We start from the raw sequence: 23,004 nt of genomic DNA, 5'->3' as shown, positions 1-23,004 counted from the left end.
CTTGGTGTGTTTATCATGACAAAAAGGGCAGTTTTTTGATTCATGGCTTTGATTCCTTGCAAATATAGACAGTATATAGCGTTAGACACTACGCCAGCATGAATAATGTCCATTACACCTTAGATTCAGCTTTTTTATTGATCACTTAAATAGCAGTCATGGATAATTAAGCCACTTGTACCGGAATGATATTGGCAGTGTCTTTCACGGTATTGTCTTCATTGCAATACACCAGTTTTGGCTGATAGGTAGCGGCTTCTACTTCATCAAAATGGGCATAAGCACAAATGATGACGATATCGCCCAGGTCTGCCATATGCGCGGCGGCACCGTTTAACGAGATAATGCCAGAGCCCGCTTCAGCGCGAATCGCATAGGTGCGAAAACGCTTGCCATTGGTGACATTGTAGATATCGATAGATTCGTTTTCACGCAGACCAGCGAGGTCTAGTAGGTCACCATCGATACCGCATGAGCCTTCGTAGTGCAGTTCAGCATGGGTAACACGGGCGCGATGTAATTTGCACTTGAGCATATTAAGTAGCATAAGTTGCTTCCTTAGGGTAACTGATATAAATGAACCAAATCAAAAGCTTAATGGGGACAGGGTAAGTAGAATAAAAGTTATTTGCCTAAAAGTCACGGCTAAATTTACGCTTTGGCGATTTAAATGACTTAAATGTTTGCCATCAACGGCAGATTATTCTGGTAATTTAAAGCCATTAATCTGCGAGCGCGCTTTTTCAATATCACCATCTAATAATAACGGTAAGGCGTCAAAAGCAGCACTTAACGCGCTATCGATAGCCATTTGCTCATCAGGCGCCGCTTTCGATAATACGTGACCGCTGACTTTAGACTTGTGACCCGGATGACCGATACCGATACGCAGGCGATGAAAGTCGTTGCCAATGTGCGGGGTGATATCACGCAGACCGTTATGCCCGCCGTGACCACCGTCGGTTTTAAGCTTGATACTGCCAGCGGGAATATCGAGCTCATCATGGGCAATCAGCAGCTCATTATTGTTAATGCCATAAAAATTGACCATCGGCACCACCGATTGACCAGATTTATTCATAAAGGTTAGAGGCATAAGCAGGCGCACATCGTGACCATGAATTTGCCCACGTCCCGTCACCCCGTGGAATTTTTTGTCAGGGGCGAGGGCAATATTAAACTGCTGCGCCAAATGATGGACGAACCAAAACCCGGCATTATGACGCGTAAACATATACTGCTGACCAGGATTACCAAGACCGACAATAAGCTTTATGGCCATAAAAACACCCTGCTTAAATTTAATAAATGAGTGATAAGGTTTGAAAAGTAAGATGAATAAATCGTCTTTATCCTACTTTTCAAACCTTCTTTTCAAACCTCAGTTACAAAAACAGCAGGAGACATTCATCACCTGCTATTTTTTGACTAAACCAATCTTTTATAACCGAGCAACCATAAGGCTGCTATATAAGCGTTATAAAGATTATTATTCAGCGTCTTTGTCTTCAGGCTCAGCACCTTGCTCAGTAGCAGGTACGTCAGCTGCATCAACTTCGTCAGCGTCTTCGTCAACTTCTTCAACTGTTGGTGGCTGCATGTTCACAACGGTACGGTCGTGAGCATCTTCCATGTCAAGATCAAAGATAATTACGCCTTCAGGCAATTTGATGTCTGATAGACGGAATAGATCACCAATTTCCATGCCTGATACGTCGATTTCTAAGTATTCAGGTAATTGTGATGGTAGGCAAACGATTTCAACATCAGATACTAGCGTAGATAAGATACCACCCGCTTTCGTACCTGGCGCTTCTTCACGGCCTGCAAAATGTAGCGGCACGTGCATGTTGATTTTTTGACCTTTCACAATGCGCTGAAAATCTGCATGCATTGGGAAACCTTTAGCAGGATGGCGCTGCAAGTCTTTGATAACGACTTGTTGCTCATCACCTTTATCGGTAGTGATGGTCAAAATTTGTGAGAAAAACGCTTCATATTCAAGCGATTTTACGAGCTCGTTGATTTTGATAGAGATAGCAGTTGGTTCTTCACCACCACCATAAATGATAGCAGGAACTAGGTTCTGCTTACGTAGGCGGCGGCTCGCACCTTTACCTTGTTGTTCAGCAGAGCGGTCAACTGCGTTGATTGCAAAATGATCAATAGCCATGGATATAATCCTATAGAGAGTATGTGAAGTATCTACCAGCAATAACAGACTTGCGACCAGTCTATCACCGGATAATCAATACTTTAGAAAGTATCAATCATGTCGCTAAGTATAAAATACCCAAAAATAATAGGGGTTAACGAATGATGAATACAGGCGCGCATTATACGTGATTCTTTAACAATAATAAAGACCTAGCTAAAATAGCGCACGCCAGTCTTACATAAAAAAACGCCAAGTCATTAAACTTAGCGTTTTTAGTAATATATTTTTTAGCGAAAGAAAATCTTAAGCATTAACTAGGCATCAAACATAGCGCTGATAGATTCTTCGTTATTGATACGGCGTAAGCTTTCAGCCAGCATCGGTGCGATACTTACTTGACGGATTTTGCTACAGGCTTTAGCCGCGTCAGACAATGGAATGGTATCAGTTACCACAATCTCATCCAATTCCGATTCGCTGATGTTCTTTAGCGCATTACCCGATAGGACAGGGTGAGTAATATAAGCAAGTACGCGGCGCGCGCCATTTTGCTTTAAGGCTTCAGCGGCTTTGCATAACGTACCTGCGGTATCAACCATGTCATCAACGATGACGCAATCACGGTCACGGACATCACCGATGATGTGCATCACTTGTGATTCATTGGCACGGGCACGGCGTTTATCAATAATCGCCATGTCGGTATCGCCCAACTGCTTCGCCATGGCACGCGCACGTACCACACCGCCGACGTCAGGTGAAACCACCATGATATTGTCATAATCTTGTTTTTTAAGATCGTTCAATAAGACAGGCGTACCATAGATGTTATCAACTGGGATATCAAAGAAGCCCTGAATCTGATCTGAGTGCAAATCAACGGTCATAACGCGGTCAATACTAACGATGTTTAGCATGTCAGCGACGACTTTGGCCGAGATAGGTACACGTGCTGAACGCGGACGGCGGTCTTGACGGGCATAACCGAAGTATGGCATGACAGCAGTGATCCGGCCAGCACTAGAACGACGCAAGGCATCGGCCATCATCATGATTTCCATCAAATTGTCGTTAGTCGGTGCACAAGTAGGCTGCATGATAAACACGTCTTTGCCACGTACGTGTTCTTTGATTTCCACGGCAATTTCGCCATCAGAAAAGCGCGTGATGTCAGCTTTACCAAGAGGTATATGGAGATGATCGGCTACGGTTTTTGCTAATTCTGGGTGGGCATTACCCGTAAAAATCGCCAAATAAGGCATGACAGAAGTCCTATTGATTAACTCAAGCAGCGACCGCTAAGCAGTATCAAACTGCTCAAATTTAGAAAAGAGTATGGAAAACTATTGATGACTACTATTACAGTAAAAAATGGCAGGGGTAGCTGGACTCGAACCAACGGATGTCAGGATCAAAACCTGATGCCTTACCAACTTGGCTATACCCCTGTAATGTCTAGGCTGTGTACGTCGATATCTAGGCATAATTTATACTAAATTACGCTTAAAATAGCGTCACGACCTGTTCGTTATATTATAAACAGATAAATTGTCTACAATATAACTTTTCCCTAACGGTGTTCATTGCGAACTATACCGAAACTGGGATAACGTTGTCAATGTCAATAAAATAAGCGTTTATTTAAAAACGGCTTATAATGACGACATATCGGACGCTTTACACTTAAAAATGGCAGGGGTAGCTGGACTCGAACCAACGGATGTCAGGATCAAAACCTGATGCCTTACCAACTTGGCTATACCCCTATTGAGGCGACCTATTATAAATAAATATTTAGATTTTGCAAGTCATTTGCGCCTTTTTATGGCTTTTATTATAAATAGGTCGAAAATAAAACCGATGTTGAGTTAATGAAAATTTATATATGGTCTTTATACTCATTTTATTTATACGCTATAAGTAGGGTTTGGCCTCAGTTTTAGCTTGTATAGGCTAATTATTTGGTAAATCTGTAGCGTCCATAAACTGTGAACCCAAAAATACGATATATCTATTTTCCAAGCATTTAGGGTTGGCTTGTTGCTCGAAATTATAATCGTAACTAGGGTCGTATTTCCCGCCGCTTAAGGGTCCGTTAGTAAATAGCTCAGTGTTCAAAGGTATATCAACGCCATTGGCGGTCAGAGTCTGGGTCTCCTCATTCCAAGTGGTTATGCCATGAGGAAACACAGGAACGTTAAGCCTATCATCGTTTTGGATAAGCAAACAGCCGTCTTTCATAACCAAAATGCCGCCCATAGCTGGTTCTATTTCCGCACCATGTTTATATGGATAAGTAAAAAACTGGGCATAGGGCTTATTCTTAAAATCGTTAGTGCTGCTATCACTGGCCATGTTATCGATAGATACTTTTGGCGCAGGTAACGTGACGTTTTGAGTATCAGAATTGTTGGTGCAGGCTGTCACGGCTATTGAAAGGGCCAAAATACTTATTGATAACGTAAAAGAATTGCCTTTCATGATAAATAACCTTTAAGCGAAGAAAATCATATTATTAATTCTATTTAACTTGTAGATTCCCCACTACGTACGCCGCACAAGGCGCATTGTTAACCCACTTTGCCAACAGCGTTTTATCATCAATAATACTCGCATCCAATGGTAAAAATACCGCGCTACCAGAGCCGGTCATCCGAGCTGTGCCAAGTGCTTGCATCTCTAAGCCTTGCAAATACCGTAATGCCGCATCGACAGACGGAGCGAGACTGGTGACGACATGACTAAACACATTTTGATAAGGTGTATTTAAACGTTGCACATAGTCATTGGTCTGGCTTTTGATAATGTCAATGGATAGGGCGTCGATATCTCGTTGTAGCTTTGGATGGGCGAACAGCTTGGCCGTGTTGACATGGGCGTTTGGGGTTAAGACTAAATATTGCTGCTCGGGCAAATCAATCGCTGTCAGCTCCTCGCCAATACCCATGGCAATCGCATCTTGCCCAAAGATAAATATCGGCACATCGGCGCCAATGCTTGCGCCAATTTTTATCAGCTCATTTTGATTAAAGTTGAGCTGCCAGATCTCATTTAAAACTAATAATGTCGTTGCCGCATTGGATGAGCCACCGCCTAAGCCTGCACCCATTGGTAAGTGCTTATCCAAGGTGATTTGCACTGATTGCAGCTGCTTAGGTAGTCTGTCAGCTTGGAGAGCAAATGCTAGTAACGCTCGGGCGGCTTTAAAAATCAGATTGTCATCGATACTGCTGGTTATGGTGTCGGCACCAGCGAGCGTTAGCAGCTGATGACAAAGCTTAGCAGCGTCGAAGGTTTTATCTATAATAGAAAGTGCCGTATCGTCTACAAACGTAAAATGCAGATAATCGCCCCAGTCAAGCAGGCGAAAGACGGTTTGCAGATTATGATAGCCATCAGCGCGCTTACCAGTGATGTGCAAAAATAAATTAATCTTGGCCGGTGACAAGCGCGTGATAACTGATGTTGCGGTGGTGCGTTCAGTCATAAATAAATGTCTTTATGAGTTGTAAGTAAAGATAGTATTTTCTACTGTCTACATAAGGCCATTATTTTTGATGGTCGATGGTCATCACTACTTTATTGCCTTGTGACTGTACGGCACTGATTTTATTTGGCAATTTGTCGTTGCCTTTATAACTAAAGTTCGCTTGCCATTCACCATTGACCGAGCTAATTAAACGGTTTTGGTCATCAAGCTGTGGCGCGCTGTCTGAAGGCGCTGGGCGACCCGATATCCAATACGGCATTTGTGAAATCGGCGCTTGCCAGCCTGTGGCTTTTTTGAGCAAGGTTTCAGGGTCAGCAGCGGTTAAAGTACCGGTTTTTTCACTGACTAAAGTCGCCGACTGACCATTATATTCGATATTGGTTTTGCCAATGCCAAGCGCACCAATCAATTCGATAGCAAAACGGTCATTTTGTTGTCCCCATGCATAAAACGCACTGCCGCCTTGGTTTCCTGAATTGTCCTTACTAGGTGTGGTAACGCCGATCTTGCCCGTGATATTAAAGTTCTCAAGCTTTTTAGGTTGTTCAGGTTTCTGACCTTGTACCGTGCCAACAGGCTGATTGGTAGCATTGGCGGTTTTTAATGACTGACAACCAGATGTGATAACGAGCGCGGCCGTTAAAGTGCTAAATAGCGCCAGTTTATTCGGCTGGTTTTTTTTTAATACTGACATGATATATCCTCAAAAATAGACAAGTTTTAAAAGCAACAGATTTGTTAAAAGATTAAATGAAACAATAAACGCTTAGCTTAAGCATGATTTGTTACGCGCTGATGCATGGCTGTTCATTTCTTATAACTGGCTTGTAGTTTTTAGCGCAAACGTTTTTGTTTTTAATCGTATTTTATGATGAGTATCCAATAAGCTTTGAGCAAAAAGCACTTTAATAAAGCTGTATACGGTCATTGACGTTGCGCTGCCCAAATGAAAAACGCTCTTGTAACTCAGCAAGCAACGCCTCAACTTTTTCATTATCGCCTAGCCCTTGATAAGCGCGCAGCAGTAGCGTGCCTGAACGTAGGGTTGGAAAAACGTCGTACGGGGTTTGTAGATAGTCGATAACTTGTTGATAATCTTCGTTCGCTAAAGCATTGGCGGCGAGTACGTTTAACGCTTGCAAATGCAGCTCATTGTCATAGCGCGGGTCATCATAACGGATTTGGATAATAGCCGTTGCTAGCGCCAAACCTTGCTTGGAGCTGCGTTCATTGGCGAGCAATAACTGCGCATAGCTAAGCTGATAAGCAAGGTTGGTTGGGTCGAGCGTTTGCAAATGGTTCAATAAAGTGCGCTTAACGATATAATCGTCTTTGTCGTCAAGCAGCTGCGCGCGGGCAAATAGCAGCATCTCATTATTAGGATATTTGCGGCTGGCGCGCGTTAATAACCGTAGCGCTTCCTCGGGCTCATTTTGCTGCCATAAGATATCCGCTTGCATGACAAAGCTGTCAGGCGCGAAGATGCTAAAGTCTTTACGCAGCTTCTCTAAAGTGGCAATGGCGACATCGACGTCATCGTTTAGCAGCTCAAACGACACCACTTTTCGCCGCGCTTCTAACACCAAGTCCTCTTGCATCACACCATTGAGATAGTGTTTTGCTTGCTCAAAGCGTTGCTGGCGCTCGGCACTGATGCCAAGGTAGTAATAGGCTTGGTCAAGATAACCCGGATTTTTAGCCAAGATATTAAGCAGCTGGTCGGCGCTGGCGTATTCTTCAACGTCCAAGCTCACCAGCGCGGCGAGCAAAGTGATTTCGTCATCATCAGCAAAGCGCCCGTGTGCATCAAGTAATAGCTGCCAAGCCTGCTCGCTTTGCCGCAAATCGAGTAAATAACGAATCTCATATAAGTATAAGCTCTTGCTATCAGGGTTACGTAGGCGCGCTTGGTTAATATAATCAAGCACGGCTGCTGATGGCTTGGTCTTGCGTAAGATGTCGGCTTTTAAAGTGATAAAAGGCACATAATCTGGCTGACGCGCGAGGGCACGATCGATATGGACAATAGCGACCTCAGGCTCATCAAATTGATACAGTAAACCAGCCTTTAATACCGAAAGCGAAGCGTTTTGCTCGCTATCGATAGGTTGCAAAGCGGCAAGCAACTCGCGTTTGTCTTCATCGGTATTGGGATAAATGCCAATCAGTATTTCGCTCAGATCGGCTCGCGGGTCATAGTTTAAAATGCGGTTTAGAGTGGCGCCCGCCAATTCATAGTCGTGCGCACGCAGGGCCAAATGCGCCACATAAAACCAAGCGGGCACGTGGTCGGGGTTTTGGTCTTGCCAAGTTTTGGCAAAGCGCAATGAATCCTCAACGCTTTCATTACGTAAAGACAAGCTTAGCGCGCGCTCAAATACCGCGGTCGCATCTTGCTTAAAAGATTGCTGCTTATAAATAGTCAGCGCGCGCTTATTGTCATCGCGATCTGCGGCAAATTCGGCATCTAACAGCGCGTATAAACTTGGCTCGCCAAGCTCTGATTGGGCTGGGCTAAATGTTGCTTGATTGTTTGCATCAGCGCTATTTACTGCTAGCTGAGACTGCTCAGTAGACGATGGCAGAGGAGCTATTTCATTGGCAGTCTGATCAAGGATATCGGTATTGCTTGCTTTAGCTGCTGAAGTTGTAGACGAATTGGCCAAGTCAGTATTTAATATCGGAGCGGTCAACGCAGGGCTGACATATTTGGCATGGGCGGGGAATCCTAGGCATAGACAAATGGCCAACGACAACGTTAGCTTATAACGCTGACATAGGCGCTCAATAGTGGCTTGCAATAAGGCGCGGAGGCGAGATTGATCATTATACATAGGTTGCAATCTAAAGGATGACCCAAAAAATCTAGCGAGCAATATTTTCCCATTAGTCCACTTGCATTCTAACAGGAGGATTTTATTGTCTTTATTTTAAAGATGTTTGTTGTTGTCATTATAAGAGCAGATGAAAGCGATAAACAATAGCGCCTATGTTACTCAAATACTAACAATATTTAGGCGATTAAGTAATGACGATAAATGACTTTAAGTAGCGTTCAATAAACTCTGATAGCTTAAACATCTGCTAGTAAGTCCTCTAGTAAACCAGCGCTGACAAATTAGATAAATAACACTGGCCTTTATTTAAAAGCAATTACAGCAGTTGATTTATCGTTGTCATGCCCAGATACAGACAAATACCATCGCCTAGCGCTGCTTGTTAAATAAAGCTAGCAATAATGATATAATAAGCGCTTTTTAGACGTTTATATTGATAATGATTTATTAAAGACGTTTTTTCACAGCCAGTTGAGCAAGCGCTGTCTGTGAAAAACTGTTTTTTAGCACTGCTGATTGAATAGGTTTTTTCACATTCTAAAAGCGTTTGGCTGGCAGGTGAACGTTATATTTATGGTCTATCAATAATGAGATTAGTGGTCATTGGGGTCAATCACAAAACCGCACCAGTCGCTCTGCGAGAGCGCTTGGCGCTTGTCGGTGACGATGTGAATATTGCCCTGCAGCAGCTAGAGCGCTTTACCGATGGTAGCGTGATTGTCTCGACGTGCAACCGTACTGAGATTTATGCACTCGTCCCGCAAGTCTCAGTACCGTCAGAATCAGGCGCAGCTTTAGCAGCGCAGCAAACTGCTGTTTCGAGTAATAATGCCATTAGTACGCAGCCTTCTACCGCGGCAATTAGCGCTCATATCTTAAAAATTAAAGCCTGGCTGGCGGATTTTAAACAGTTACCTTTGGAAGAGATTGACCCTTATCTTTATGTGCACCGTGATACTCATGCGCTGACTCATTGGCTGCGAGTGGCTGCTGGTCTTGACTCGATGATATTGGGTGAGCCGCAGATACTCGGTCAAATCAAACGTTCTGTGCATTTGGCGCAAGACCAAAAGGCGCTCAGCAATCAGCTCGGCTGGATTGTCGATCAAGTATTTGCCGCTGCCAAACGCGTGCGCAACGAAACCAAAGTCGGCGCTCAAGCGGTATCGCTGAGCTATGCTGCAGCCAAATTGGTGACGCAGATATTTGACGATTTGCCCAATCGCACGTTATTGGTTGTTGCGGCAGGCGAGATGAATCGCTTGGTGGCAACGCATATCGCTGGGCTTGGGGTCGGGCGGGTCATTATTTGTAACCGCAATCCTGAGCGCGCCGAAGCGTTGGCCGCCGAATTGCGTCGACCCGAGCGTATGGTAGAAGTGAAATCGCTGCAAGAGTTGCCGCAAGTATTGGCAGAAGCTGATATCGTCAGTAGTTGTAGCGGCAGTATGGATATATTGATTGATAAGACCATGACCTTGCGCGCGCTTAAAAGCCGGCGTTATCAGCCGATGCTGATGATTGACTTGGCGGTGCCGCGCGATATCGACTCTACCATTAGCCGTATCGACGATGTGTATTTGTATTCTGTTGATGACTTGCAACACGTGATTGCTGGTAATATTGAGCAGCGCCGGCAAGCAGCGGTCGATGCTGAGCTGCTGGTCAGTCAGTTGGTGGTTGAGATGGATCGGCGCTTTCAGGTGCGCCAAGTCGGTAAAGAGATTCAACAATATCGCGCGCGCACCCATGACCAAGTCGATAAGCTGCTGCATGAATCCATTGTTAAGCTGCAACAAGATAACGCCAGCCCTGAAGCTATTATCACTGAGCTATCGCGGCGTTTAACCCAGACGCTGACCCATGCGCCCTCGAAGCTGATGCGTAAAGCGGCACGCGAAGGTGACAATGAATTGCTAGATTTTGTGGTCTCGGGATTACAAGACGCGCATCGTGGTCGTCGTCAGTAATCATTACTCCTTTTAATTCACTAATTGTTTTTCTTACTATTTCTCTTAAAACCGTTTCTTTTAAAACTCTTCCTTTTGAAACGGTTTCTCTTCAAAAATCATAAATTGGCTAAGCTTTCAACTTATGCAAGCTGAGCGTTGTCAACCTGCATTATCAGTGCTAATATCAAGTTGTTATGAGTGTATTAAGTGGCGATAATTTTTGGTTATGTGGCAGCGCTTATTTCTAATAATCCTTTAACTAATTGATTTTGGCTTTTTTTTCAAAGTCTAATTTTATCAATTGCCTCTTAATATCTTCTCATTTCATTAATTCTCAGTATTGATGATTCAATAGGCTGTCATTCACGGTCTGATAATGGCGCGCCTATCGTCTGTAGTACTGTTTAAAATAAAAATAAAGCGCACACGACATACTCGTCAACGGCAATAGCGCTAGGATAAAGCGCTATATCATCAACCCTGCGTCATACTCTCGATGATTACTCGATATGAGGGCCCGATAAATACTATCTATCGTAGTATTTGGCTCGTTATCACTAAAATTTGCCAATACCTATATTGCCTAACTATAAACTAGGAGCGTCCTATGACTGCATTACGTCAAGATATTGATCCAAACGGCTTATTAGAATATTCGGTGGTCTATACTGACCGCGCCTTAAACCACATGTCAAAAGTCTTTCAGCAAGTAATGAATGACTTGTCTAGCAACCTAAAGTCAGTCTATAACGCTGATGCGGTGGCGATTGTACCGGGCTCTGGCACTTATGGTATGGAAGCGGTGGCGCGTCAATTGGCCAATGATGAAGACTGCCTGATTATCCGTAACGGTTGGTTTAGCTATCGTTGGACGCAAATTTTAGACAAAGGCAAAATTGCCAAATCGTCTACGGTATTGACTGCCAATCGTGAAGAGGGTGAGACGCCAAAGCCGTTTTCTCCAGTTGCTATCGATGAAGCGGTTGCTAAAATTAAAGACACAAAACCTGCCATCGTTTTTGCGCCGCATGTTGAAACCTCATCAGGCATAATTTTGTCAGAAGACTATATCAAAGCATTGGCCGAGGCTGTTCATAGCGTTGGCGGTCTATTGGTCATTGACTGTATTGCCTCGGGTTGCGTCTGGCTTGATATGAAAGATTTGGGCATTGACGTGCTGATTAGCGCGCCGCAAAAAGGCTGGAGCAGCACGCCGGGTGCAGGTTTGGTAATGCTCAGCGATGCGGCTGTGCAAAAAGTAGAGAGCACGGAATCTGATAGCTTTAGCTTAGATTTAAAACAGTGGTTAAATATCATGCGCGCCTATGAAAATGGCGGTCACGCTTATCATGCAACCATGCCAACCGATAGCTTACGCCAGTTCCGCGATGCTATTAATGAAGCTAAGGAAGTCGGCTTTGATAAGCTTTGCGAGGCGCAGTGGGAGCTTGGCAAACGTATTCGTAAAGTATTGGTGGACAAAGGCATTGAAAGCGTGGCGGCAGAAGGTTTTGAAGCGCCGGGCGTCGTGGTTGCCTATACCGACCGTGATGATATGCATAAAGGTAGCGCCTTTGCTGAAGCTGGCATGCAAATCGCCGCTGGCGTTCCGCTACAAGTAGGCGAACCTGAGAACTTTAAAACTTTCCGCTTAGGTCTATTTGGTCTTGATAAATTGACTGATGTTGACGGAGCGGTACAACGTTTTGAAAAAGCGCTTGATGAAGTATTGGCAGAGCAGCCTGCATAATTTTTACTATAAGTTAGGTAACAATACTGAGTTCTGTTAAACAGATCTCAGTATTTTTTTACCTTTTTATTATATTTTATTATATAATGTATTTATATAAAACGAATATTAAGTTTGTATTTAATAAAATTGGCTTAGGTAAACATTATGAGTATACAAATAGACTGGTTAGCCTTTACGCCGATATCCTTAATCGGCGGTTTGCTGCTAGGGACATCGACCGTTATCTTATTATTAGGTATTGGCCGTATTGCGGGTATCAGCGGTATCGTGTCAAGCGTACTAAAACCCAAAAATATAGAGATGTGGCAGGTACTGTTTATCGCAGGCCTTATCATCTCGCCTTTACTTTACAGTTTGGTCCGACCTTTGCCTGATATAGAAATCACCACGTCATTACCGCTGTTAATTGGCGCAGGGTTGCTGGTTGGTTTTGGCACGCGTTTAGGGTCAGGCTGTACTAGTGGCCACGGTATTTGCGGCAACGCCCGCCTATCGAAACGCTCGATGGCAGCGACGGTAACTTTTATGTTGTTTGGTGCATTGACTGTGTATGTGGGTAGGCATGTTTTAGGCATATTTTAACGCAGGTATAGACGGCACATTATTTATAACAGCTTGAATAAACAGATTAAGTATGGGGCACAATAATGCTAAAAAATATGATTGGATTACTGGCCGGTTTACTATTCGGCTTGGGTCTGCTGATAGCAGGCATGACCGACCCTGCTAAGTTACAAGGGTTTTTGGACGTCTTTGGCGCGTGGGATATCTCCTTGGCACTGGTGATGGGCGGCGGTTTAGTAGTAGCGATAGTCGGTGTGCAATTAGCCAAATGGCAAAAGACCAGCTGGGCGGGTACTTTTATCTTATTGCCAAGTAAGACGGTGATTGATAACAAGTTGTTAATCGGCGCGATGATGTTTGGTATCGGTTGGGGACTTGTGGGTATCTGCCCAGGGCCTAGTATTGTGTTGCTAGGTACAGGACATTGGCAAGGCTATGTGTTTGCCGCTGCCATGCTGCTTGGTATGATCATCTATCAGTGGCTTAAGCCAAAATTGAATTAGTCGTTCGGCTATAGTCAGTCCTAAATAAAATTAGTACAAGTATGATAACGCGCTACTGGTATTCATTTTCCTTGCTGGCTGTGCCTACGCAGACAGAGGCTGCGCAAAATGAATACCAGTAGCTCTGTGTTTATTTTATAGCGGACTGCCTACAAGAATAGGTTTTACGTTTTTAGTTCAAGAAAACAGGGTGAGCCTAATCATTAGACTGACCCTGTTTTATGCAAATTGCTCAAAGTGCAAGTTTTTCAAAAGCTATTATTTAGCGCTAGCCGTAACTTTTGGCGTTTCGTGCGCCAATGATTTTGCCGCTTGGCGTAGCTCAAACTTCTGTACTTTACCGGTACTGGTTTTCGGAATTTCAGCAAAGATAATGTATTTAGGCACTTTAAAGCCAGCCAAATATTGCTTGCAATGCTCCATGACATGATCGCGTTGTAAAGTGCTACCAGCATGAATTTCGATAAAGGCCACTGGCACTTCGCCCCATTTATCATGCGGCGCGGCGACGACGGCACAGCTTTGGATTTCCGGCATTTTATATAAGACGTTTTCGACTTCGATACTAGAGATGTTCTCGCCACCTGAGATGATGATGTCTTTGAGCCTATCCATGATTTTGATATAGCCGTCGGGGTATTTGATGCCCAAATCACCGGTGCGGAACCAACCGTCAGCAAAGGCTTCTTCGGTCGCTTTACGGCTTTTAAGATAACCTTTCATCACCATGTTACCACGCAGTGCCAGCTCACCCATTTCTTCGCCATCGGCGGCAACGGGGTCGGTCGTCCCTTGTTTAAACAGCTCAAAGCCTGTCATCAGATGCGAGGTCACCCCTTGACGAGATTTTTTCTGCGCGCGTCCAGCGACATCAAGCGCTGCCCATTCTTCTTGTTCAGCGCAAACGGTGACTGGCCCATAAACTTCAGTCAGCCCATAAACGTGCGAGATATGAAAACCCATGGCTTCCATAGCAGCGAGCATAGTTTCAGACGGCGGCGCACCAGCGACCCAGCCTTTGACTTCATGGTTAATGGCTTCTTTATACTCAGGCTTACCGCCGGCAATCATATTGTGCACCACGGGCGCTGAGCAATAATGGCTGACTTTATACTTGGCAATCAGCTGCAAAATCAAATCAGCGTCAATTTTACGTAAGCAGACGTTGACGCCCGCGCGCTCAGCGATGGTCCATGGGAAACACCAACCATTACAATGGAATAGTGGCAGCGTCCATAGATACATGGGATGCTTGGGCATATCCCAATCTAAAATATTAGACACGGCATTGAGCGTGGCACCGCGATGATGATAGACCACGCCCTTGGGCTTACCAGTGGTGCCAGAAGTATAGTTGAGCGCAATGGCATCCCATTCATCGAGCGGTTTTTCCCAATTATCCAAATTGTCTGAGCTGGCGATTAACTCTTCATAACTCATAGTGCCAAAACGCTCGATATCAAGCGCTTTATCGGTCGCATGAATCACGATGAGGTTGGGAAAAGCTTCATCAATAATCTCAGCATGCTCAGCAAACTCGCTGTCTAAAATCAATACTTTGGCTTCAGAGTGTTGCAGGCAAAAGGTTAGGGCATTGATATCAAGTCGGGTATTAAGGGTACAAAGCACGCCGCCTGACATTGGCACGCCAAAGGCGCATTCGACCATCGCCGGCGTGTTCGGCATCATCACCGCCACCGTGTCATTTTTATCGATACCCAATTTACGCAGACCATCGGCCAATTGACGACAGCGATCATAAGTCTGTTGCCATGTCTGCGTGAGCTCATTGTGCTCTAGGTCGTCGTAGATAATTGCAGTCTTGTCAGGATAAACCTGCGCGCTGCGGATAATAAAATCGATAGGGGTCAGCGGTTGGTGATTGGCAGCGTTTTTGCCAAGACCGGTGTGAAAGTCTGTCATGGGGATAGTCCTTTATCGTATTGCGGGTATTCGATGGTGCAGGGATTTAGCGAAGCGGCTATTATAGAAGCCGTTGTCATAAAAACAATTGTCATAAAAACGGTCGTTATAAAACACGTTAAATATTGACAACGCTCACGCTATTATAGCCAATCGCCCCAAAAATTGGGCGGGTTTTATGAGGTTTGCTTAATAAAAGCCATAAAGTCGAGGTAAACATCTGACTGTCTAGGATTGGTATCAAGATAGTGCTCACTCATCAGTCGCTTGTCCGCATAGCTGATGATAATAGCGGTGTGTTACGATAGCAGCAACGCTAAATCCCGTGACTTTTCTGTTTTCAGAACGTAGTTTGTTAATTCATTCATAAGGAAAATGATATGACCGCCAGCCGCACTGCCAATACCATTGAGACCGCCAGCACCAACGAGCACTACCCGCATTTATTTGAGCCGCTGGATTTGGGCTTTACTACACTTAAAAACCGCATGGTGATGGGCTCGATGCATACGGGGCTTGAAGACCGTTTTTATAATTACGGCAAGCTGGCGGCGTATTTTGCCGAACGTGCCAAAGGCGGCGTGGCGATGATGATTACCGGGGGCATATCGCCCAATCGCGAAGGCTGGTTGCTCCCTGCTGGCGGCACCATGAACACCCGCGCTGACGTCATTAATCATCAACGCGTCACCCGTGCGGCGCATAAATATGACAGCAAAATCATCATGCAAATCTTGCACAGTGGTCGCTATGGTTATCATCCGTTTGCCGTGTCAGCAAGCCCGATTAAATCGCCAATCTCGCCGTTTAAACCGCGTAAGATGAGCATCAAAAATATCGAACAAACCGTTAAAGACTATGCGCGCTGTGCCAAACTTGCCAAACAAGCGGGTTATGACGGTGTTGAAATCATGGGCTCTGAAGGCTACTTGCTCAATCAGTTTTTATCGCGTCATGTCAATAAACGCACCGACGAATACGGCGGTGATATTCAAAACCGCATGAAGTTTGCGGTCGATGTGGTCAAAGCAGTTCGCGAAGCAACGGGTGAAGATTTTATTATCCTATTCCGCTTGTCAGTGATTGATTTGGTCAAAGACGGTAACGTCATGGATGAAGTCATCACCGTTGCTAAAGCGCTAGAAGAAGCGGGCGTGACCATTATGAATACTGGTATCGGCTGGCATGAAGCGCGTGTTCCAACCATTGTCACCAGCGTACCGCGCGCGGCTTTTGTAGATTTCACTGCTGAGATTAAAAAACATATCAGCATCCCAATGATGGCAGCCAACCGTATCAATATGCCTGAAACCGCTGAAGATATCCTCGCCAGTGGGCAAGCTGACATGATTCAAATGGCGCGTCCGTTCTTAGCGGATCCGCATTGGGTCAACAAAGCTAAAGAAGGCCAAGCCGATCGTATCAATACCTGTATCGCCTGTAACCAAGCCTGTCTTGACCATACTTTTGAAAATAAACGCTCAACCTGTTTGGTCAACCCACAAGCTTGCTACGAGACGGAATTGGTTTATAAGAAGACCAAAAAACCGAAAAAAGTGGCAGTCATCGGTGGCGGTGTCGCTGGCATGTCAGCGGCTCATGTGGCAGCTTTGCGTGGTCATGACGTCACCCTATTTGAAGCAAAAGACATCTTGGGTGGTCAGTTTAATTATGCCAAGGTTATCCCAGGTAAAGAAGAATTCTTTGAAACCATTCGCTATTATATCAATGAGCTTGAGCATTTAGGTGTTGAGATTAAACTTAATACCAAAGTCGACAAAGCTATGCTAGAAAAAGCCAAATTCCATCACGTCATCGTCGCAACCGGCGTGGTTCCTAGAAGCCTAAAAGGCAAATTGGAAGGTGCGGACTTACCACAAGTCATCAGCTATGCTGAATTGCTCTCTGGTGAAAAATCCGTCGGTGATACCGTTGCTGTCATTGGCGCTGGTGGTATCGGCTTTGACGTCAGTGAGTATCTAACCGCCAATCATGGGCAGCCATTAGATGAGCTTGGCCCTGAATTGCTAAAAGACCCAAGCTATCGTCCAAAACCGCAGTCAATTAGTGATTGGCGCGAAGAGTGGGGCGTGACGTCTGATACTGATTATCAGACAGATGGCGGCTTGATTAAACCTGAAGGCATCAAACCTGTACGCCAAGTATACTTAATGCAGCGTACCAAAGGTCGATTGGGTAGTGGGCTCAATAAAACCTCGGGCTGGGTACATCGCGCGCACGTTAAATCACACGGCGTCATCCAAGTATCAGGTGCGCAGTACGATAAAATCACCAATGAAGGTATTTGGATCACTAATAATCAAGGTCAAAGCCAGCTGCTACGTGTTGATAGCGTCGTGGTCTGTGCCGGTCAAGAATCAGTGGTTGAGCTGATGCCAAACGTCGGTGATGCGCCAGACGCCCAATATCATTTGATTGGCGGTGCTAAACTTGCTGCTGAATTGGATGCCAAACGCGCCATTCGTGATGGAGCAGAGGTTGCGGCAGCGATTTAAGGATTAAAGATGTGAATGCAAAAGCGGCGAGGTAGATTTTCTCGCCGCTTTTTTTTGATTTATTTGTTATGAATTCATAACTTCCTTTGTTTTATATTTTTCATCTTTACATAGTTCGGATAATTCAAAATACATATTTTTTAATTTTTCTTCGTAAGAATTAAGCTCTAAACCCAACATATAAAACCCTATACATGCAGAAAGTATCACTGGATAGGCAAGCTTAAAAGGGTTAAAATTTAATTCTATGTTATAAGTGTTATAAAGACTTTGAGAGCCATGTACAAGATCTGATCTTAACTCATAGGATTTTTTAGCTTGATTTTTCCATTTGTCAATTTCGCCATGATATATAGTCAATCCCACCAGGAAATGTTACGATAATTCTAAATTCTAGCTCGCTAATCACCATGACATACCCCATTATCCTTCGTAAAAAGGTACTAAAGTCTCTTGAACAAGGCATGAGCGTGCGCACTGCAGCAAAGCTTTATGATATGAGTCCCACCACCATTATTAACTGGAAAAAAGACATCAGTATCAAGCCCATCGTCAGAGCACCGCGCAAAATATCTACCGAAGCACTAAAACAAGACATTACTGACTATCCTGACGCTTACTACTATGAAAGAGCTGCTCGTTTGGGCTGTAGTAAATCTGGTGTAGAAGCCGCCATGAAGCGGCTGGGCTATACTCGCAAAAAAAAGTCTTAAACACCCAAAATCAAGTTGGCTTAAGCGATTAGAGTACACCATTAAACTGAAATACTATCAATGCCAAGGCTACCCTATTATCTATATGGATGAAAGCGGCTTTGAGCAAGAAGTTATCAGAGCCTTTGGCTATACGCCAGTAGGCAAACCTTGCATCGATATCTATAACTATCAAAAAACAAAAAGAACTAACGTCATTGGGGCGCTATATCAAAAAAGCTTGTTTGCCGTGGACATATTTACCCATAACATCAACTGGCAAGTGGTTTACGACTGGTTTAAGTATAACGTCATTCCAAAGCTTGGTCGCAAATGTGTCATCGTCATGGACATGAGCGAGGATAAAGCAAAGCACTGCTTTGCCCGAGTGCAAGGGGAGAGCTATGCTCGAGTACCAGATTTCATAAGAACAAACGTATCAAAAAGCTATTAAACCGACATGGTCATCGCATACTCTGGCTACCGCCTTATAGTCCTGATCTAAATCCTATTGAGAAGAAGTGGGCTGAGGTAAAAAAGCTCAGGCAAGGCTGGGGTGAGAATAATCTAAATCATTTATTCAGCAATGTCTGCTGTTACAACTTTAAGTTGGATTGACTATATTAAAGAGCATGATCCCATTAAAAATCTGAATTTCAGCATCGATGTATTTATCATTTTGTAGTCGCAATCATTGATAACCATAAATCAATGGTTCCGCTGAGCAAGCAGAAGCTAACAAACCACTGGATAATACTGTGGTTAGTAATAAAGACTGAATTAAAAATATGATTTTTATTTGATACATTTAATTTTTCTTGTCATTCAGCTGTATAAGGATAGTCAAATTTTCTTTGAAAACTTATAAAGTGTTCTTCCTTGTCATCCAAGCCTCCGATTGAAACTACTAATAATTGCTTATCTAACTTGGAGTAAATAGTCTGTTTTAAATTGACGTTATCAGAGTTTAAACATACCTTCTGACCATCTTTTAAGGAAAAATAATCTTTATTTACAGGTTTAATTTGTATTTTGACATGACTACTTACTTCTGCGTTCGGATCTAATACAACAAGCTCTTCCATTTTTATATAATTTAAGTTTATAGGATTCTCCATAACAGTGGCAGAGCTAAATATAGGCATAAAACACAGGTCACCTTTACTGTTTTTCGATATATCAACACTTCCTTCAATAGGAGGCCTATGCGTAGGATAATCTTGAAAACATCCAGAAAGACTAACTGCTAACAATATAAAGTTGAATTTGAAGAGATGACGTATATAAGAGTTAGTAGTTTCATCAATACGTGTTTTTCTGCTTTTCTGCATAAACGAATACATTACAAAATATCCTTTTTAATATTCAATAATAGTTATATTGTTTTTAATATTTTTTGACTACTGTATCTACAATTATCCTATAATGAGTTAAATAAGCATCGTTGCGATTAGTGGCTCTTATTGAGTTTCTGAGTTCAACATGCAGTCCATTTTTCATAGCCCAATAATCTGCAACAATAGATGCTTGTTGTTCTATGCCATAATCAAGTAAATCTTTTCTTACATCAAGCTCATAGCTATAAGCACCTTTAAACCCATTTATTTCTATAGACAATTTTTTCCCGATATGATTTATTGCTTGACTTGGGAATTCAAAAAATAGTTGTTCGCCAATAGCACGTAGCGCAACGGTTTGACCATTCTGATACTGCCACACATGGGTCATTTCATGTATAAAGAAATGCTTGCTGACATCTGAAGCTAAAGAAAAGTCCTTTTTATACCCCACTCTCAACTTATTTTTCTAAGGTATTGGTTTACTTATTTTTTAAAATTTCAGTTAAAACAATTAGAATTTTAAATTCTATAAAAATCAAAAGCCTACGATAAGTTGAGATTGGCGTTTTTTATGTACTTTTGGCGCAAAATATATATTGCCATTAGGGGCAATAGCCATAGTGTCACCTTGGTCAGTGATAAACTTTTTGTCATAAATACGAACAGTATTGTAATCTATCGCGTTACCAAACATACTTCTGAGAAGGGTTATCTCGCCAGAGGTCAACTTCCTCCCAACATTAACTTCAATACATTTATTACCATTATTATCAGCTTTCGTTAAATGATAACTACCACAGCTAATCTCTCGTCTTGTCATATTATTCATCCTCGTCTAGCAATAAATAAATATTTACTTCTGCTGAATGATTTGCTTCAATTATTTCAGTAAATCCCTCAGCATCAGTTTTGCCCTCAACGGATTTACCGTTATAATCTAAACGGTAATTGATATAGGCTAATGGAAGTTGGCTATGTTTATCCAGCAATTGAAATCTATCATCATAGATGTTCTTATTTATATCGTTAAACATACTGCTCGGATCAGACTTCGCAAACTGTAAAGGCTCTGCCTGCGCAATACTGCCAACATCAAAGTCAGACTCTGCAAACGCTTGCTGAATCGCAATCAGCTTCGCGCCGCAGCTTGTCACATCGCCGCCGCGAGCAATAGGCGCACCATCGACAATAAAGGAGGCATCACCACTAAGAATAGTGGTCACCTTTTTGCATTTTTTACAGATGACTTTATCGCCTTTACGCGCGACTGGGATACCGTTATGAGTGGTTTGCGGTGAGCCGGAGATGACCGTCCCACCATGAGAGGTCTTTGCGCCGACTGTGATATAGGCTGCCATAATGCTACCTTGCTTAAATGCCCAAAGTGTAGACTCTTAAATCGAGTCGATTATTTGCCTGACATTATAGATGGCTAGAGCGTTAAATATCAAACTTAAGTTTATCTAAGGGTGTGATCTAGACAGCAAGCCTAATCCGCACAAAGTATAAAGGCGATTAAAATACTGATGGCAATAAGAAATAAAAACTCTTTACTCACTATCAATAACAGGCAAAAACCTAACCTTCCATCTGCTCAATCAACCACTTAGAAACATCATCAATCTGCGTTGCCAATTTAGGGTATGCTTTGCCTAATTCATCGAGCTTGGTTTTAATATCGTCTTTATTGTATTTAACGCTAGTCAGGGCATCTTTTAATAGGTCAATCAACTCAACGTTTAGCGCATCAGAGAAGATGACCACTTCGCGTATCACTGCTTGCTTCACATCAAGGTGCAAATCAATAATGCCCCAATCAAAGCGCGTCTCGATATGATGGGTAAATTCAGGCGTCTTGCCAAAGCGCCAGTCCCAATCTGCCATTTGCTGATAGTATTTGTTCAGGTTAGGCTGCTTGGCGAGACTGGCTTCATCCAATTCTTCTACTGGCGAAGTGTCGCCATAATCTTTGTCACGATAGTATTCGCAAAACGCTTCGATAATCGCCTCTGATAAAGCCTCGTGATTGATGTCTTCATTAAACTCAATCAAATTAGCAACGCGCGCACGCACCGATTTAATGCCTTTGGCTTTGAGTTTAAGCGGATGCGGATTGAGATAATCGCCCAGCTTTTGCATGTTGGCATTGACCAGTAATGTGCCGTGATGAAAGCTACGATCCGCCGCGTGTTTAAAGGCGCTGCCTGATATTTTCTTATCGCCGACCTGCATGTCGTTACGACCAGATAAATCCGCCTCTATACCCAACTTTTTTAGCGCATTGATGATAATGGTAAAGTTCGCTGCTTGGTCATAGTCGTCTTTGGGCGATAAAAAGGTAAAGTTGGTATTGCCCAAATCATGAAACACCGCGCCGCCGCCACTCTGACGCCGCGCCAAAAACACATCGTCGGCTTCCATCTTATCGATTTTGCATTCTACCCACGGATTTTGTGAGCGCCCAATAACCACGGTCTCGCTATTGCGCCATAAGAATAGCGTGTGCGAGTCGGGATTGAGCGTATTAAATATCCAATCCTCGGTCGCAAGGTTAAACCAAGGGTTGGTGACGGCAGATTTTAAGATGCGCAGTTTCATTAGTTGTCCTTTTTCCCGAATGATTTTTCTAGAGTGAATATTATCAATAGATACTGTCATTGTTGCCGATGCGTGGTTGGAATTCAATGGGTGTGTGGTATGGGAGCGGTTTAAGTCTGAGGTTTTAAGAAGTTAACTTATTTTTAGTCTTTCTGTTATGATTACGACTGATATTAAGTAACAAATAGCATTGGTTCAAACCAGCTAACTGATCCATAAGAAGAGATTTGGTTATGGATGAAAGGATAAAAAACTTAGACACTCCTAAGAAATGTGAGATTTTTGCTAAAAATGCTTTGAATGCAGGCGGAGAAGATTTGGTAAAACAAGCAAAAGAACGAGCTATTCACTTAAAAGCTGAAAACTATGGTGCTAAAACGTCGGCAGAGAAAGAAGCTATAAAAGCAGTCTATGCTTATGAAGAGGTGCTAAGTGCCAAAAATGGTAAGAAAACACGCGCATCTAGAACTTGGCCAATGATTCAAAAATACGGAATAATTAATGCTGTCGAGCGCGCTGTTGATCGTAAATCTGAGACAAAAGGTTATACCGCATTATTAGAGATGGGCTTGGAAGCCTATGCTTTCGAAGCAGTAATACTTCGCTATCCTGAACTATTCTCTGAGAGTGCAGTAGAAATATCTCGACAAAGAATGAGTGAGTGGAAAAGTTAATAAC

Annotated in this window: 24 protein-coding genes and 2 tRNA genes; 9 read left to right on the top strand and 17 right to left on the bottom strand. The window is 43.3% G+C overall.

The features are described 5' to 3' along the window. Window positions 1-166: 166 nt before the first annotated feature. The 10 genes from panD to A7325_RS03515 all read right to left on the bottom strand — a co-directional run bounded on the left by panD (window position 167) and on the right by A7325_RS03515 (window position 8,482). Window positions 167-547: an aspartate 1-decarboxylase gene (gene panD / locus A7325_RS03560; protein WP_045443274.1), complete on the bottom strand. Its 381-nt coding sequence runs from the start codon at window positions 545-547 to the stop codon at window positions 167-169. A 153-nt stretch (window positions 548-700) separates the two neighbouring features. Further along, window positions 701-1,282: an aminoacyl-tRNA hydrolase gene (gene pth, locus A7325_RS03555; protein WP_068404711.1), complete on the bottom strand. Its 582-nt coding sequence runs from the start codon at window positions 1,280-1,282 to the stop codon at window positions 701-703. Window positions 1,283-1,489: 207 nt separating this feature from the next. Beyond that, window positions 1,490-2,173: a 50S ribosomal protein L25/general stress protein Ctc gene (locus tag A7325_RS03550; protein WP_068404709.1), complete on the bottom strand. Its 684-nt coding sequence runs from the start codon at window positions 2,171-2,173 to the stop codon at window positions 1,490-1,492. Window positions 2,174-2,472: 299 nt separating this feature from the next. Further along, entirely contained in the window at window positions 2,473-3,420 is a 948-nt protein-coding gene (locus A7325_RS03545) for a ribose-phosphate pyrophosphokinase (protein ID WP_068404706.1), read from the bottom strand. A 110-nt stretch (window positions 3,421-3,530) separates the two neighbouring features. Continuing rightward, a tRNA-Gln gene (locus A7325_RS03540) sits at window positions 3,531-3,606 on the bottom strand. A 242-nt stretch (window positions 3,607-3,848) separates the two neighbouring features. Next, a tRNA-Gln gene (locus A7325_RS03535) sits at window positions 3,849-3,924 on the bottom strand. A gap of 187 nt (window positions 3,925-4,111) precedes the next feature. Next, on the bottom strand, window positions 4,112-4,639 hold the full coding sequence (locus tag A7325_RS03530) for a hypothetical protein (protein WP_068404704.1): 528 nt from the start codon (window positions 4,637-4,639) through the stop codon (window positions 4,112-4,114). 40 nt (window positions 4,640-4,679) lie between these two features. Then, window positions 4,680-5,645, bottom strand: coding sequence for a 4-(cytidine 5'-diphospho)-2-C-methyl-D-erythritol kinase (ispE, locus tag A7325_RS03525; protein ID WP_068404702.1), 966 nt, complete (start codon window positions 5,643-5,645; stop codon window positions 4,680-4,682). Between the two features lie 61 nt (window positions 5,646-5,706). Then, on the bottom strand, window positions 5,707-6,342 hold the full coding sequence (gene lolB, locus A7325_RS03520) for a lipoprotein insertase outer membrane protein LolB (protein ID WP_068404700.1): 636 nt from the start codon (window positions 6,340-6,342) through the stop codon (window positions 5,707-5,709). A gap of 211 nt (window positions 6,343-6,553) precedes the next feature. After that, a complete protein-coding gene (locus A7325_RS03515) occupies window positions 6,554-8,482 on the bottom strand; it encodes a tetratricopeptide repeat protein (protein ID WP_068404698.1) in 1,929 nt (642 codons plus the stop codon). A gap of 590 nt (window positions 8,483-9,072) precedes the next feature. Here A7325_RS03515 and hemA point away from each other — a divergent pair. The 4 genes from hemA to A7325_RS03495 all read left to right on the top strand — a co-directional run bounded on the left by hemA (window position 9,073) and on the right by A7325_RS03495 (window position 13,257). Then, window positions 9,073-10,455, top strand: coding sequence for a glutamyl-tRNA reductase (hemA, locus tag A7325_RS03510; protein ID WP_068404697.1), 1,383 nt, complete (start codon window positions 9,073-9,075; stop codon window positions 10,453-10,455). A gap of 589 nt (window positions 10,456-11,044) precedes the next feature. Further along, window positions 11,045-12,187 (top strand): aminotransferase class V-fold PLP-dependent enzyme, encoded by a 1,143-nt coding sequence (locus A7325_RS03505; RefSeq protein ID WP_068404694.1) that lies wholly within the window; start codon window positions 11,045-11,047, stop codon window positions 12,185-12,187. Window positions 12,188-12,334: 147 nt separating this feature from the next. Then, on the top strand, window positions 12,335-12,772 hold the full coding sequence (locus A7325_RS03500) for a YeeE/YedE family protein (RefSeq protein WP_082894273.1): 438 nt from the start codon (window positions 12,335-12,337) through the stop codon (window positions 12,770-12,772). Between the two features lie 65 nt (window positions 12,773-12,837). Continuing rightward, window positions 12,838-13,257, top strand: a complete 420-nt coding sequence (locus A7325_RS03495; protein ID WP_193031055.1) for a DUF6691 family protein — start codon at window positions 12,838-12,840, stop codon at window positions 13,255-13,257. A 258-nt stretch (window positions 13,258-13,515) separates the two neighbouring features. On the opposite strand, the gene A7325_RS03490 is transcribed toward A7325_RS03495, so the two are convergent. Continuing rightward, window positions 13,516-15,180, bottom strand: a complete 1,665-nt coding sequence (locus tag A7325_RS03490) for an AMP-binding protein (RefSeq protein ID WP_068404690.1) — start codon at window positions 15,178-15,180, stop codon at window positions 13,516-13,518. A 380-nt stretch (window positions 15,181-15,560) separates the two neighbouring features. On the opposite strand from A7325_RS03490, the gene A7325_RS03485 reads away from it, so the two are divergent. After that, window positions 15,561-17,696: an NADPH-dependent 2,4-dienoyl-CoA reductase gene (locus A7325_RS03485; protein WP_068404688.1), complete on the top strand. Its 2,136-nt coding sequence runs from the start codon at window positions 15,561-15,563 to the stop codon at window positions 17,694-17,696. Between the two features lie 66 nt (window positions 17,697-17,762). On the opposite strand, the gene A7325_RS03480 is transcribed toward A7325_RS03485, so the two are convergent. Further along, on the bottom strand, window positions 17,763-18,062 hold the full coding sequence (locus tag A7325_RS03480) for a hypothetical protein (RefSeq protein ID WP_068404686.1): 300 nt from the start codon (window positions 18,060-18,062) through the stop codon (window positions 17,763-17,765). A gap of 44 nt (window positions 18,063-18,106) precedes the next feature. Between A7325_RS03480 and A7325_RS13925 the strand changes: the two genes are divergently transcribed. The 3 genes from A7325_RS13925 (at window position 18,107) to A7325_RS14220 (ending at window position 19,006) form a co-directional block, all read left to right on the top strand. Further along, window positions 18,107-18,409, top strand: a complete 303-nt coding sequence (locus A7325_RS13925; RefSeq protein WP_068404684.1) for an IS630 transposase-related protein — start codon at window positions 18,107-18,109, stop codon at window positions 18,407-18,409. A gap of 85 nt (window positions 18,410-18,494) precedes the next feature. Further along, on the top strand, window positions 18,495-18,842 hold the full coding sequence (locus tag A7325_RS13920) for a transposase (RefSeq protein WP_201541370.1): 348 nt from the start codon (window positions 18,495-18,497) through the stop codon (window positions 18,840-18,842). Next, window positions 18,764-19,006 (top strand): transposase, encoded by a 243-nt coding sequence (locus A7325_RS14220; protein WP_201541611.1) that lies wholly within the window; start codon window positions 18,764-18,766, stop codon window positions 19,004-19,006. The genes A7325_RS13920 and A7325_RS14220 overlap by 79 nt, the downstream gene beginning before the upstream one ends. A 203-nt stretch (window positions 19,007-19,209) precedes the next feature. Here A7325_RS14220 and A7325_RS03465 read toward each other — a convergent pair whose 3' ends face one another. The 5 genes from A7325_RS03465 to A7325_RS03445 form a co-directional block, all read right to left on the bottom strand. Continuing rightward, entirely contained in the window at window positions 19,210-19,731 is a 522-nt protein-coding gene (locus tag A7325_RS03465) for a hypothetical protein (protein WP_068404682.1), read from the bottom strand. Between the two features lie 43 nt (window positions 19,732-19,774). Further along, window positions 19,775-20,179, bottom strand: a complete 405-nt coding sequence (locus tag A7325_RS03460; protein WP_156508489.1) for a hypothetical protein — start codon at window positions 20,177-20,179, stop codon at window positions 19,775-19,777. 84 nt (window positions 20,180-20,263) lie between these two features. Further along, entirely contained in the window at window positions 20,264-20,548 is a 285-nt protein-coding gene (locus A7325_RS03455) for a hypothetical protein (RefSeq protein ID WP_068404678.1), read from the bottom strand. Between the two features lies 1 nt (window position 20,549). Continuing rightward, window positions 20,550-21,086 carry a PAAR domain-containing protein gene (locus A7325_RS03450; protein WP_068404676.1) on the bottom strand — a complete coding sequence of 179 codons (537 nt, stop codon included), beginning with the start codon at window positions 21,084-21,086 and terminating at the stop codon, window positions 20,550-20,552. A 220-nt stretch (window positions 21,087-21,306) separates the two neighbouring features. Then, complete coding sequence (locus A7325_RS03445; protein ID WP_068404674.1) at window positions 21,307-22,326, bottom strand: lipoate--protein ligase; 1,020 nt, start codon at window positions 22,324-22,326, stop codon at window positions 21,307-21,309. 233 nt (window positions 22,327-22,559) lie between these two features. Here A7325_RS03445 and A7325_RS03440 point away from each other — a divergent pair, with 233 nt between their 5' ends. After that, on the top strand, window positions 22,560-23,000 hold the full coding sequence (locus A7325_RS03440; protein ID WP_068404672.1) for a hypothetical protein: 441 nt from the start codon (window positions 22,560-22,562) through the stop codon (window positions 22,998-23,000). Window positions 23,001-23,004 lie beyond the last annotated feature (4 nt).

The sequence above is a fragment of the Psychrobacter sp. SHUES1 genome (assembly GCF_001652315.1).
GTDB lineage: Bacteria > Pseudomonadota > Gammaproteobacteria > Pseudomonadales > Moraxellaceae > Psychrobacter > Psychrobacter faecalis.
This window is presented reverse-complemented; position numbering and strand designations above follow the sequence as displayed.